Below are 12,503 nucleotides of genomic sequence, written 5' to 3' on the forward strand. Positions count from 1 at the left end.
TCCCTACCGGCAGCCGGTTCTGACAGTGCAAGACGTGTTTAACAAAACACCCTTGGAAAACTCAGTGATGCGTAACGGCGATACGCTCAGTTATCAGGTTCATACCCCGGCTTACACTCGCGATGGCTTACCGAGCGTTGTGCAGTTGCAAGCGGACTGCAAGGTGCCCGATGTCAAACTGCTGTTCCTCGACAACTTCCCGATCGCGACGACGGATGGCAGCCACCAGCACACACCATTGACGGTTCTGATTCCCAAGGAACTGGCAGCCGAGCTGGCCAGCAAACCCCACTTTAGCGAAGCCTGTAAGCGCACCGCAGCGTCGGACTGGCGCATTGTCCATCGCACTGAAGCCGCACGCTGGGTGATGATCGACGTCAGCAGCCTGAAAACCGAGGGCAACGTCAGCCGGTTCTGGGGCGGATTCGACGAACCCTTGCTGCTCACCGACAAGCCCAACCTGCAACTATTCGGACAGACTCGCGGGCGCTACGAAGTCGACTGCGCACGCAAGGCCTATCGAGTACTGAGCTCATTCCAGCTTGGCCCGAATGATCGGGTGTCCATGGGCGGGGTACTGAACAACCCGTCGCAACAGGTCTTCACCCAAGGCAGCGCGGACACCCAGACCTTGCTGAACGCTGCGTGCGCCGCACCCTCGCAGCGCTCGACACTGCCTGCGTATGTCGCCCGCGCCAAACTTCCACTGAGCTACCAGATTGAACCTGTGTCCGCTTCGGTATTGAAAGCCATCACCGATTTAAAGCTTGCGCCGCCCACCCGGACACTCAAGCGCACGGTGTCGAAGATCAATAACACGCTCTTATATTTTTCAAACTCAAGCACGGAAAATGCGCTGGTGTTCGACACCGACGCTCAGAGCGGACAATTGCGCGAGCGCCGGGAAAAGGCTCCAATCGGCCGTTACATCGTCAGTTTCAGAGGGTTGTTGCCACTGGCAGAACACTATTCGCTGACAGACAGCAAGCGAAACAGACCACCGTTATCCACCGTCACCGACACTCAGCAATTGAGTTTCACCGGCGACTGGCAACGCATGCCGGTGGGTGCGTCACTGGAAATGCGCGCCAGCAAACGGGAACGAAGCACCCTCGACGGCGAAACAATGAAACTGGAAAGTGTGCAATGCACCGTGCAGCGTGTGCTCGACGCAGCCCAGGTCAACAGCGAGCTGAGAGGCCCCGCCAAAGAACTGCGCTGTCAGTTTGACCTTGGCCAGAAGCTCAAACGTGACAGCAAGATTTTCTACCTTGAAGACTACGCTTACTTCTTTCTTTCCTCGTCCACGCTAGGGGGCACGGAGAGTCGTATAACGCTGGTCTCGGTTGAAGAATAAAAATCCCCGGCACAGTGGCCTGATGCCGATCAGTTAAAGTACTGAACACCGCAATCACTCTGAGAGCGAGCCTGCTCGCGATGAGGCCATAACATTCAACATCATCATTGACTGTTACACCGCCATCGCGAGCAGGCTCGCTCCCACAGGGGGCTGGTATTCGTCAGTTTATCTTGGCCGCTTGCAGTAGCCACTCCTTGAACATCGTCATCGCCGACGTTTCAGGGCGCGACTGCAAGCGGGTCAGCCAATAGCTACCGGTGGTGATGCCGATGTCGAACGGTTGCTCGATCGCCCCTGCCGCCAGTTGCCGGGTAAACATCAGCGGCGGCGCCAAGGCAATGCCGGCGCCTTGTAGCGCCGCCTCCATCATGGCCAGCGAGGAGTCGAAGACGATGCTCTTGGGCGGCGGTGTATTGGCCGGCAACCCGGCGGCCAGAAACCACTCGGGCCACTCGTCCGTGCGATAGGAACGCAACAGCGTCTGCTTGAGCAAATCCGCAGGCTCTTGCAACTGCCCGGCGATTTCCGGGACGCAGAGCACCGACAACGGCGCGTCAATCAGCTTCAAAGCTTCAATCCCGTGCCAGGCTCCGGCGCCAAACCGGATGGCGTAATCCAGGCCTTCGGCAGCCACATCCACCCGGTTGTTGTTGGTCGACAGGCGCAAATCTATGAACGGATGTTTCGACTGGAAGTCTGCCAGACGCGGCAACAGCCAACCCACCGCAAACGTCCCCACAGCGCCCACGGTTATCACTTCACGAAAATGCCCACCCTCTAAACGCTCAAGGGTTTCGGCAATCCGGTCGAAGGACTCGCGCAATACTGGCAGCAAGGTTTCGCCTTCACTGGTCAGCATCAGGCCGCGGGGCAAGCGTTTGAACAGCGTTACGTTAAGCTGGGCTTCAAGGCTTTTGACTTGATGACTGACCGCCGCCGGCGTGACGAACAACTCCACCGCTGCCCGAGTGAAGCTCAAATGGCGCGCGGAAGCCTCGAAGGCACGCAATGCATTCAGCGGCAGATGAGGACGAATCATGTCCACTCCCAAATTTTTCTAATGGCTAACCCTAAATATCGTCGTTTGTCGATTCTCACCCGACTGCCTAGATTTGGCGCGCCCGTCAGCCGTCCGGTGTTGGATCCGTTCGGAGTGTAGCGGTTAAAGTAATGGCAACTCATGGAGAGTGATTCCAATCATGTTCAAATTTCATCTGCCAAGACTGGCGTCCTTCAGCGCTTTCGCCCTGTTGATCGGCGCAAGTCACTGTATGGCCGCAACAAAATCCGACGATCAACTCGACGCCCTGGTGAAAGCCGCCGTCGGCCCGGTCATGCAACAACAGAATATCCCTGGCGTCGCGGTCGCGATCACCTTGAAGGGTCAGCAGCATTACTTTAACTACGGTGTGGCGTCGAAAGTAGACGGTAAACCCGTCAGCAAAGAAACCCTGTTCGAAATCGGCTCGGTGAGTAAAACCTTCGCCACCACGCTGACGGCCTACGCCCAGACCAGCGGCCAACTGTCTTTGTCTGACCGGGCCAGCCAGGTGTGGCCTGAGCTGCGCGGCAGTGCATTCGACACCATCAGCGTGTTGCAACTCGCCACTTACACCGCTGGCGGGTTGCCGCTGCAGTTCCCTGATGAGGCCGATCATCCAGACAAAATGCTCGCCTACTTCAAACAGTGGAAGCCCGTTTATGCCGCAGGCACCCACCGTCAGTATTCGAACCCCAGCCTTGGGCTGTCCGGTTATCTGACGGCCAAAAGCATGGGCCAGCCGTTCGATGAATTGATGGAAAAAACCCTGCTGCCCAAACTTGGGCTCAAGCACACCTACCTCAAGGTGCCGCAGGAGCAGATGGGGCTTTACGCCCAGGGTTACAGCAAGGAGGGCAAACCGGTACGGGTGAGCCCGGGTGCACTGGACTCGGAGGCGTATGGGGTGAAAACCAGCGCGGAGGATTTGCTTCGTTATGTTGAAGCGAACCTGAAACCGGCGACGCTGGAGAAGCCATTGCAGCAAGCGATTGCCCTCACTCACGGCGGTTTCTACACCGTGGGCGAGATGACGCAGGGGTTGGGTTGGGAGCATTACCACTATCCGGTCACCCTCGATACGTTGCTGAGTGGCAACTCGACGAAAATGGCAATGGAGGCGCACAAAGTTCAGTGGTTGAACCCGCCACAACCTGCGCAAGACGCGGCATGGTTCAACAAGACCGGGTCGACGGGTGGTTTCGGCGCTTATGTCGCGTTCGTGCCTTCGGAAGATATCGGTATCGTTATTCTGGCGAACAAGAATTACCCGAACGCCGAGCGAATCAAGATCGCTCACAACATTCTGAGTGCACTGACTGAATAACCCACGCCACAGGGGTGAATGCTGGTAATAAAAATGGGCGACCTCTTTGGGGTCGCCCATTGTCGTTACAACGTCACCTCAATGCCGGGTCGGCGTTGGAGCGTCAGGCGTATCGTTCCTCGGATCAAGATTGTCCCGGGCCTGATTCACCAACAACTCCGCAATGCCCGCCAACTGCTGAATAGCCCCCAGCATCATCCGGTTCGAGCCATCCAGCTTGACGGCAAAACTCACAAGCACCGCATTCAGGGACGCAAGGGTTTCGCTGGCCTGATGCAAGAGAGTGAGGGTGTCGACGCCCGGAGCAATCGTAAGGATCTGGTTGATCGGGACGGAACGCCTGGGCTTGCGCACACCAATGGGGGTGTCGCGCTCGGCCGTTTCGCCCAGCCGGACAAGCTTCAGGTGAGTGGCGTCGGTTGGGCGTTGCGGATCATTTTTGCCGAACTTCTTCATAGACGAGGCTCCTTTCTGGCCATTGGTTATTTCGTCCCTGGATCCCTCAGTGTTGCGGACTCCCACGTCCGACCGCGATGGTTGCGGTGGCTGACAAAGGCTAACGGCGCGCTCTGACAGAAACCAGTTCATGAAGTCCGACAGGACTTGCAGGAAATTTCCGAGACCAATGAAACCAAGACGGAACACGCGTTTTTTGTAGCAGCTGCCGAGCAGCGCGAGGCTGCGTTCGGCTGCACAGCAGTCATAAAACCTACATACACAAATTTCCTGATGCACCGCGTTGGCTGATTAGACGACTGCTGCGCAGCCGAACGCAGCCTCGCGCTGCTCGGCAGCTGCTACAGGGGCTTGCACCGCAAAAAAAATGGGCGCCCCTTTGAGGTCGCCCATTGTCGTTGCCAGCTCCCACAGAGGGTGGCGGCGTAAACAAAGGACGGTGCTCGCTTCCACAGGGGTCAGTAGGTGTTCAATCATCCGGCATTTCTGGGGGCTTGGTCGGTTTGGCGGGTTTGCCCGGTTTTGCACCCTTGTCGCCCTTGGCGGCCGGTCCGGCAACCACGGGCGTCGCGACCGTCGGCGGTGCGGCTTCTTTTTCGGTCGCTGGCAAGGCGTCGATGGTTTCAAATATCTTCTTCAAATCGACCGATTTTGATTCATCCCCCGAACTCTCGAACTTCTTCTCGCCGTCCTTGCCCACCAGGATGACTTTGGGCAACGCCCCCGCGCCGAGTTTCAGCGAGCGGATCAGTGCCATGGTGTCCTGCTGGCCGAGATCCTTGCCGTCGAGCTGACCGAACATATTCAGCACGGTGTACACCCTGATATTGCGCTGGGCGACACCGTCCTTGTTGGCCGGATCGTTCAGGGACTTTTTCAGGCTCAACCAGACCGGGTCAACGGTGCTGGGAGCAATCACAATCAGTGGCCGGGCCCTGCCCTTGTCGATGTCCAGCGGTGAGCCGTCTTCGGCGGCGAGCAAGGGGCCGGCGAAAGCCAGCAAGGTAGTCAGGGTCAAAGACCTGATGAGCATGCGCATCTCCTTTTGATATCCACGCTCTAATGATTGCGCATCGCGGCGATCGTTCCGGGTGACGCACCGCAATTGTGTTCCGCCTTGACCCAAGCTTAGGTCAGGGCGGTCATTGCGCAACAGCCTGAGCTAATCTCATCACTCATAACGATCCACCTGATCCGCCGTGAGGACCCGCCATGAGCGCTCAGCTGAACCACACCATCGTCTGGTGCCGAGACAAGCAGATCTCGGCCCATTACCTCGCCGAGATCCTCGGCTTGCCCGCTCCCGAGCCGTTCGGGCCGATGCTGGTCGTCAAGTTCGACAATGGCGTGTCGCTGGATTTCTACGACAACGACCCTCCGATCGCCTCCCAGCACTATGCGTTTTTGATCGGCGAGGAGGATTTCGATGCAGCCTTCGCTCGCCTGCAAGCGCGCCAGCAGCCCTGGTGGGCCGATCCCGGCAAGCAACGGCCCAACGAGATCAACGATTACGGCGGTGGCCGGCGGGTGTATTTCGATGACCCGGACGGGCATCTGCTGGAAATGCTCACGCGCCCCTGATTCTGGAGGCAGTGCGGATTCAAAACGAGGAATGCTACCCAGGTGTCAGGTCAGTGGCCAGGGCCTTGTCCAGCAGCAGCTTGAGCTCTTGCAAGGCCACCGGTTTGATAACGTAGTGGAACGCACCTTCCTTCATCGCCACCATGGCGTCTTCGACATCGCCGTGGCCGGTCATCATGATCACTTTCAGATCCGGCGCGCTGATGCGCAGCTTCTGAATCAGATCGTGACCACTCATGCCCGGCAGCGAGTTGTCGGTCATCACCAGGTCCGGGGCGAATGTGGTCAATTGCTCCAACGCCTCTTCAGCCGAGTGGCAGACCGTCACCTCGAAGGTTTTGCGCTCCAGATAGATCTGAATGTTCTCGGCGAGGAGTTCATCATCCTCGACCAGCAGTATGCTGTGCTCCATATTCTCCTCCCGTTGCCACTTTAAAGTTGAGACAAACGCGGGTTCCTACCTGCTCCTGGCTGGTCATTTCGACCGAGCCCTCTAAGCGTTCCATTATCCTTTTGACCAGGGCCAGGCCCACGCCCAAGCCGCCTTGTTTGGTGGTGAAAAACGGTTTGAAGACCATTTGTTGCTGCTGTTTGGTCATGCCCTTGCCGGTATCGCTCAGGATCATGCGCACATGGCCGGTCTGCGGCGATTCAATCTCGATACTCAGCGCGCCGCCCCTGGGCATGGCTTCCAGGGCGTTAGTAATCAGGCTATTGAGAATTTGCGTCAGCAACACCTGCTGACTAACCACCGGCGGGCAGAACTTGGGCATGAAATGGACTTCGACGCTGGAGCGTTTGATCTGCGCGTCGAAGGCATTCAGGGTGTCATCGATGATCAACACCAGATCCACCGCCTCATAGTCGTCATTCATCGGCCGCAACGACATCAGCAATTCACGGACCCAACGCGACATGCGATCGACCTGATTGATGATGTCGCCGATGTTCTTTTGCGTATTCTGGCTGACGATTTCCTGGACCAGTTCGGCGCTGGAGCGAATGTTCGCCAGCGGATTGCGCAAACTGTGGGCCACGGCCGAGGACATTTCACCCAGCGCCACGAAGGTTTCGTTGGCGATCAACTGTTTCTGCTGGCTCTCGAGCAGCTCTGCCGCACGCCAGACAATCCAGAACAGCCCGAGGTAGATGACGGCACCACCGAGCACGGTCGCCAGCCAGATCAACTTGAAACCACGCTGGATGCGCGCCACCAGGTCCGCAGGTTCTTTGTAGATCTCCACCATGGCGATCACTTTGCTTTTGTCGGCATTGAGCATCGGGATGTAGTTCTCGATGAACAAGTACTTGGGTTCGCGCAGCAGCATCTGTTCGGGACGCTCCTCGTCGATCTGGTGATAGCTGGTGGAGACCGGCTCCTTCATTTCAAAGGATTCGTCCAGTTCTTCATCGCCTTCGACGCGCATGCCGATCATCTGTGGATTGGTCGACCAGACCACCGTGCGATCCAGGGCGTACACCACCGCCAACAGCGTGTCCGGCAAGTGTGCGACATGATCGAGAAACTCTGTGCGGGCAGCCGCACGAGAGCCCGGATCGACGTCTGAATAGGCATTGTCACCGCGCGGATCGAGCATTTCGCCCATGGTTCTGTTCGGGGTAATCGAGGCGTGGCGGATTTCGGCATCACCAATGGCCTGAATGAATTGCGCGGTCAGCATGGAATCGCGCTCGATGCTTTCCTCGACGACGAAACGCGTAGATATATAACCCAGCCCCAGCGCCACAGCGGCGATGATGAAAAAACTGCCCAGGGAAAACCAGCGCAGCAGATTGAACTGGCCACGCAAGCCCGTGCCTTCTCCTGCCGCCGTGTGCGACAACGCAGGTACTTTGTGGTGTTGGAGTATCTGCATAAGTGGCTCCCGAGTACTGGGTTGAAGCCCTTTCATCGGATCAGTGCAGGTGGCATTGATCGAGCCCGACGGCTCAATGATTGTATTCAGCCGCTATTGCAGCTGCGCCGCCTGCAACGATTGTTGACGGTCAGTTTCTTCCTGCAAAAAATCCATGATGGACTGCGCCGCGTCTTCATCCAGGCGCAGGTTGGGCATCGGAATCTTGTCAAAGCGCTCAAACAGTTCCAGCGCAATCGGGTCCTTCTCGGCAAGCATGCGATCCGGTTCGCGGATCCAGCGATTGAGCCAGACGGGGTCTCGCTGACGGGTCACGCCGATCAGGTCCGGGCCGATGCTGCGCATGCCGATGCCCTGCCCGTCTTGCGGCCCAAGGCTGTGACATGACGCGCAACGGGTGCGAAACAATTCTTCTCCGTTGCTTGGCGGGCGGATCTCGGGCGCATTGGCGTAGCTCCCCTCGGCACTGGCCTGCTTCCAGTTCTGCAAGGTATTGGCCAACTGATCGGCGAGGATCCACGGGTTCTCGAACGGCGAGGCTTTCATCCAGCGACCCGTGGTCTGATTGCCGACAATCAGGCTCAGGTTGTGATCCTTGCTGCGTCCGTTGTCGACGCCTTCGATAAACAGCCCGAGTTTTTTTCGCAGGTCGGTAACGGCCTCGAATTCGCCGGTGAGAAACTGCCAGCCCGGTCCGACCTTGAAGCGCTGGGCGTAGGCTTTGAGCACCTCGGGGGTATCGCTCAGCGGGTCGATGCTGATCGAGTAGAAAAAGATGTCCTTCCCGACCCGGTCCCCGAGCAACTGTTGCATTTGGCGCAGACGCGCGGTTTCCAGCGGACAGGAGTCGCTGCACGTGGTGAAGATGAAGTTGATCACCACCACTTTGCCCTTGATCAGGTCCTCGAAAAAACGCACCTGCCGACCGTCCTGATCGGTCAGCAGGGTATTGGGAAAGTAATCGCCGCCCCAGGGTGTCGCCGACTCCGTCGGCGACGGTGCATCTTCATTAGCGAGCAGCACCCAAGCGGCCAGCACACAGGTGACCATCAGCAAAATCAGGCTAATGCCCAGTGCGCGGGAGCGCGGCGTACTTGATGTCATGTCGGCTCCCCTGCGGATCATGGTGTGACCTCTGCTTTGGTGCCGTAGCCGTCGCCGGTGCGGAAGGTTGGAAGCGCAGCAGAGTTCACGTAGCGCACGCCATCCCAGCTCGGCAACGGAGTCGGCATCAACTGGAATTGCCCGGGCTTTTCAACGTCCCAACGCAACAGCATTGAGTTGTCCTCATGTTGCGTATTGTGGCAGTGCTCCATGTAGGTGCCGGCGAATTCGCGAAATTGGATCGCAATCTCGACATTGTCCGTACCGTCCTTTTCCGAACCGACGCGATACACGTCCTTGCGTGCCCACTTTTCCCATTCCGGTGGTGGCTTGCCGCCACGACTGAGGATGATCCCTTCCTCGAAGTGCACGTGCACCGGGTGGCCCCAGCCCGTGTCATTGCCCTTGATGTGCCACACTTCCAGCGTGCCGAAACCCGTGACGCCGGCGTCGGTCGGACCGCTGGCCAGTTTGGTCGAGACGTTCAGCCGACGTGGGTCCATGCGAAACCCGAAACCGCCGTCGGTCTTGACCGTCCAGGGTGCTTCATCGGTGCCATCAGAACGGCCGAAGGTAAAGGTGCGGTGACGAGCCTGAGCCAGCAGCGCCTTGTCGGCAGCATTGTCGCGGTGAATCTTCAGCGGGATCATAAACAGGCCTTCGGCCTTGCCCGGTTTGGCCGGTTCATAAGCGGCCGGGTCCATGGCCAGGTCCTGACCGGTGTAAGCCTTGACGTTGAGTTGCAACACCTTGCCTACCGCCGGATCACCGTCCTCCCACTTTGGCCCCTTGCTGGTTTGCTTGATGATCGCCCGGTATTTCTCGGACAGCACGTCAGCCAGGGCGACGGGTTCTTCCGGACCCTTGCCGTCTTGGTGCACCAGCAGGTTGACGAAGAACAGCTTGTCGCCTGGTTTGATCCCGTTTTTCGAGAAGTTAACGATGATGTCGAAACGCTCGGCGATGCCCAGGGTTGGCAGGATCGCGTTGTGGTTCTGTTTATCACCGTCGGCATCCAGGTCCATGCTGCCGTCGAACGGTACGCTGTGTTCCATGATATTGCCGTCGTTGGCAATCATGTGGAACGGCACCCGGGCATACGACACACCCGACCCGGCTGGCCCTTGGAACTCACCGGTGCTGCCCTTGATCTCGCGCACCAGCGCCATTTTGAAGTAGCGCGACACGGAACCATTGAGCATGCGCAAGCGATAGCTGCGGGCGCGCACATCCAGGACCGGTTTCCATTTCCAGTTGACCAGCACCTGGTCACCGAGGAAGCCGGCAGTGTTGAAGGGGTTGAACCACAGTTGACCGTTCTTATCCCACGCTTTGTCGGAAAACATCAGGTTGACGTCGTAGTCGCGGTTACCCCAGGGCAAGGCGCTGCCGCTGGGGAGGCGCAGGTTGACGCCGTCATTCACCGATTCATTGGCGCGGTCCAGGGCGCTGTAGTAGTTCATCATCGCCGCGTTGCCCTTGTAGACGTTCTGCGCAGTGAAATCGAGCATGTGGTCGTGGAACCAGTGGGTGCTCATGGTTTCGCGCCAGTCGCCGCGGATCTTGATCATGCCGTTGTCGCAGGTTTTGCGGCCGGGGGTGAGGTCGTTAGTCCACAGGGTTTCGCCCGGCGAGCACGGAAACGCTGCACGCGGGTCTGCAGCCGTGGTGTTGATGCTGTCGTAACCGGCCAACTGGATCGGCCAGCGATAGTCGTAAAATTGCCCAGGGAAGAAAAACGCATTGGCATAGCCGTCGCTTTCCGCCGGTACGTGACCGTTGTGTTCGTGGGTGGTGATGGTGTGCAGGCCAAACCCCATGTTGGCCGACGGGTCGATCGGCAAGCCGTTGTAATGGCGCATCAACACCGGTTGCCCATAACGCACCATGAGCAATTTGGGCGGAAAGGTGCCGTCGAAGGTCCATACCGAGTTGTGTTTCTGCACCGGCATTTTCGGGTGAAAACGCGGATCGACGCCTTTGGAAGTACCTGCGGTCGCCGGCACGCCAGCCACGTTGTAATAGAGGCCACTGGGACCAAACTCACCCAAGGCATAGCGGTGCATCTGGCGACTGTCACGCAAACCGGTATTCACCCGTGCGCCGGCTTGCACGGTCTTGTAGGCCACCTGCGGGTAAAACTCGTTCCAGCGCTGATGCGACCAGCCTTTTCCTGGCGGACGGCCTTCAGCCGACGAGCCGATACGGCGGTTGAGGAAAAACTCAATCTGCTTCTGCCAAGGGTTGCGGTCGACCACGTTGGAATACTGGCTGGGGAACGGAGTCAAGCCAGGTTGACGCAAGAACGCGTCGAGCGCCGCACTCGGCGGAGCGCTGCGTGCGACGCTGGTGGGATCTTGTTGCGGCAGCGGGCCGATGGTGGCGGGAGGAAAAGGCAACTGCGCCGCCGGGGTGGTGGGGTCGAGTTTTTCCAGACCGAATTCTTCGAACAGCGCCAGTGGCTGAGTGAACGGCAGAGCACCATACAGCGGACTGGGTTTTCCGTTGGTGGGGTAATTGAAACTGGTCTGCACCGCCGGCGGCAGGATGTTTTCCTGGCGCGTGGTGTCTTTGCTGCCTTTGACGCCCCCCGGCAAGTCGAAGGAATCCAGGTTAGCCGGGGGCATGGTCAAAATGGCGTTCAAGGCGCCTGCTTTGTCAGCCGGTTCGTCGTAGTACGCTGAAGGGTCAGACGGTTCGGGCTGTCGCTCGTCGTCGATCGGGCTGGCGCGCAGGCTCGTTGTGCCGAGCGTCATTGTCAGAAGGACGCTCAGGGGCGCCAGGAGACCAAACCACTTGCAGGGGTGCCGCGCTTTTCTGTCCATCACCAGCCGCCTCGAAGTCGTGAAGGGGTAATGGGGGGGTTGCAAGGAGTTCGCCAGATTCGTAATGTTTTATAAAAAGCATCAATACCCAGTAAAACAATGGCTTATCAACATCAATTTGCCATGCCCAAAAAGCGACTGGGGCATGGCACCCGCTACTGGGTAAAGTTCATCCCCATATTCAGGGAATTCGCTTGAACAACAGGCGGACACACGAGCCCTCGCCCTCGCGACTTTGCCGACTGAACGCCCCGCCGCACCGCTCCATCATCCGCTTGACCTGCACCAGGCCACCTTGCCTGGTGGTGAAAAAAGGCCGGAATGCCATGCTGCGTTGTTCCAGGATTTTTGCGACAGGGACAGCCTGGCTGTCTTATCAGCTTGTTCAGCAGTTAAGAGTCAGTGGGAAGCATTCATCACGTATGGATTACTGGTGGCGGGCGCGTCGAAAACCGATCAACAGAAATAGGGTGAGCAGGCCGAGGACAAGTCCACGACTGATAGCCGGGTTTACCACTGGCGCAGGGTGATCTTCTTCGCAGGCAGTGCTATTGAATTGCGCGACAGTAATTCGCTGATGATCCATCGAAGACCGCGTTTGGCCAATTTGGATCGCCGCCTGTTGCTCTAGATCCAACGCTTGATACTTCCAGAGCGTTGAAGATCCTTCTCGGCAGTAGGTAAATTCAGCGGGATGTGAAGCGGCGATAATACAAGCGTCGTTGATGCCCATTTTTTGCAGCGTTTCTGTTGCGGATCGGGTGAAGTCCAGCTCGAAGACCGGAATAATCCCGGTAGCAGAAGCGGTGAGCGAAACTAACAGGCTGCTCATGGCGCAGGTCGTTGAAATGTTCAAGGTCGGGCTCCCCTTTTTCCATTCCCTGGTCAAATGTTGATCGAGCGTTTCCCACGAGCCGATATGCCAGCTTGCCAG

At 58.1% G+C, this 12,503-nt stretch carries 10 protein-coding genes and 2 pseudogenes; 3 read left to right on the forward strand and 9 right to left on the reverse strand.

What is annotated here, in order from left to right:
* Positions 1-67 precede the first annotated feature (67 nt).
* Entirely contained in the window at positions 68-1,357 is a 1,290-nt protein-coding gene (locus tag ACA051_RS19555; protein ID WP_497371494.1) for a hypothetical protein, read from the forward strand.
* Positions 1,358-1,520: 163 nt separating this feature from the next.
* Here ACA051_RS19555 and ACA051_RS19560 read toward each other — a convergent pair whose 3' ends face one another.
* Positions 1,521-2,399 carry a LysR family transcriptional regulator gene (locus ACA051_RS19560; RefSeq protein WP_497371496.1) on the reverse strand — a complete coding sequence of 293 codons (879 nt, stop codon included), beginning with the start codon at positions 2,397-2,399 and terminating at the stop codon, positions 1,521-1,523.
* 160 nt (positions 2,400-2,559) lie between these two features.
* Between ACA051_RS19560 and ampC the strand changes: the two genes are divergently transcribed.
* Positions 2,560-3,726, forward strand: a complete 1,167-nt coding sequence (ampC, locus tag ACA051_RS19565) for a class C beta-lactamase (RefSeq protein WP_497371498.1) — start codon at positions 2,560-2,562, stop codon at positions 3,724-3,726.
* Positions 3,727-3,804: 78 nt separating this feature from the next.
* Here the strand turns inward: ampC and ACA051_RS19570 are convergent, their stop codons facing one another.
* Positions 3,805-4,182 (reverse strand): DUF6124 family protein, encoded by a 378-nt coding sequence (locus ACA051_RS19570; RefSeq protein ID WP_497304036.1) that lies wholly within the window; start codon positions 4,180-4,182, stop codon positions 3,805-3,807.
* 469 nt (positions 4,183-4,651) lie between these two features.
* Positions 4,652-5,215 carry a DUF4174 domain-containing protein gene (locus ACA051_RS19575; RefSeq protein ID WP_497371500.1) on the reverse strand — a complete coding sequence of 188 codons (564 nt, stop codon included), beginning with the start codon at positions 5,213-5,215 and terminating at the stop codon, positions 4,652-4,654.
* Between the two features lie 179 nt (positions 5,216-5,394).
* Between ACA051_RS19575 and ACA051_RS19580 the strand changes: the two genes are divergently transcribed.
* A complete protein-coding gene (locus ACA051_RS19580) occupies positions 5,395-5,763 on the forward strand; it encodes a VOC family protein (RefSeq protein WP_497304040.1) in 369 nt (122 codons plus the stop codon).
* A 49-nt stretch (positions 5,764-5,812) separates the two neighbouring features.
* On the opposite strand, the pseudogene ACA051_RS19585 reads toward ACA051_RS19580, so the two are convergent.
* The 6 genes and pseudogenes from ACA051_RS19585 to ACA051_RS19610 form a co-directional block, all read right to left on the reverse strand.
* A pseudogene (locus tag ACA051_RS19585) lies at positions 5,813-6,175 on the reverse strand (response regulator); the annotation flags it as partial.
* Positions 6,144-7,640 carry a sensor histidine kinase gene (locus tag ACA051_RS19590; protein ID WP_497304042.1) on the reverse strand — a complete coding sequence of 499 codons (1,497 nt, stop codon included), beginning with the start codon at positions 7,638-7,640 and terminating at the stop codon, positions 6,144-6,146. The pseudogene ACA051_RS19585 and the gene ACA051_RS19590, both read right to left, overlap by 32 nt.
* Before the next feature lie 93 nt (positions 7,641-7,733).
* Positions 7,734-8,744 carry an SCO family protein gene (locus tag ACA051_RS19595; protein WP_497371502.1) on the reverse strand — a complete coding sequence of 337 codons (1,011 nt, stop codon included), beginning with the start codon at positions 8,742-8,744 and terminating at the stop codon, positions 7,734-7,736.
* 17 nt (positions 8,745-8,761) lie between these two features.
* On the reverse strand, positions 8,762-11,569 hold the full coding sequence (locus tag ACA051_RS19600) for a multicopper oxidase domain-containing protein (RefSeq protein WP_497371504.1): 2,808 nt from the start codon (positions 11,567-11,569) through the stop codon (positions 8,762-8,764).
* Positions 11,570-11,750: 181 nt separating this feature from the next.
* Positions 11,751-11,909 (reverse strand): annotated as a pseudogene (locus ACA051_RS19605) (ATP-binding protein); the annotation flags it as partial.
* 87 nt (positions 11,910-11,996) lie between these two features.
* Positions 11,997-12,425 carry a hypothetical protein gene (locus ACA051_RS19610; RefSeq protein ID WP_497371506.1) on the reverse strand — a complete coding sequence of 143 codons (429 nt, stop codon included), beginning with the start codon at positions 12,423-12,425 and terminating at the stop codon, positions 11,997-11,999.
* Positions 12,426-12,503: the final 78 nt, after the last annotated feature.

The sequence above is a fragment of the Pseudomonas sp. LBUM1669 genome (genome assembly GCF_059695705.1).

Bases quoted from the DNA above. Each gene is read 5' to 3' on its own strand.
- ACA051_RS19555 (WP_497371494.1), top strand. From the start codon at position 68: ATGCGTAACGGCGATACGCTCAGTTATCAGGTTCATACCCCGGCTTAC.
- ACA051_RS19560 (WP_497371496.1), bottom strand. From the start codon at position 2,399: ATGATTCGTCCTCATCTGCCGCTGAATGCATTGCGTGCCTTCGAGGCT.
- ampC (WP_497371498.1), top strand. From the start codon at position 2,560: ATGTTCAAATTTCATCTGCCAAGACTGGCGTCCTTCAGCGCTTTCGCC.
- ACA051_RS19570 (WP_497304036.1), bottom strand. From the start codon at position 4,182: ATGAAGAAGTTCGGCAAAAATGATCCGCAACGCCCAACCGACGCCACT.
- ACA051_RS19575 (WP_497371500.1), bottom strand. From the start codon at position 5,215: ATGCTCATCAGGTCTTTGACCCTGACTACCTTGCTGGCTTTCGCCGGC.
- ACA051_RS19580 (WP_497304040.1), top strand. From the start codon at position 5,395: ATGAGCGCTCAGCTGAACCACACCATCGTCTGGTGCCGAGACAAGCAG.
- ACA051_RS19590 (WP_497304042.1), bottom strand. From the start codon at position 7,640: ATGCAGATACTCCAACACCACAAAGTACCTGCGTTGTCGCACACGGCG.
- ACA051_RS19595 (WP_497371502.1), bottom strand. From the start codon at position 8,744: ATGACATCAAGTACGCCGCGCTCCCGCGCACTGGGCATTAGCCTGATT.
- ACA051_RS19600 (WP_497371504.1), bottom strand. From the start codon at position 11,569: ATGGACAGAAAAGCGCGGCACCCCTGCAAGTGGTTTGGTCTCCTGGCG.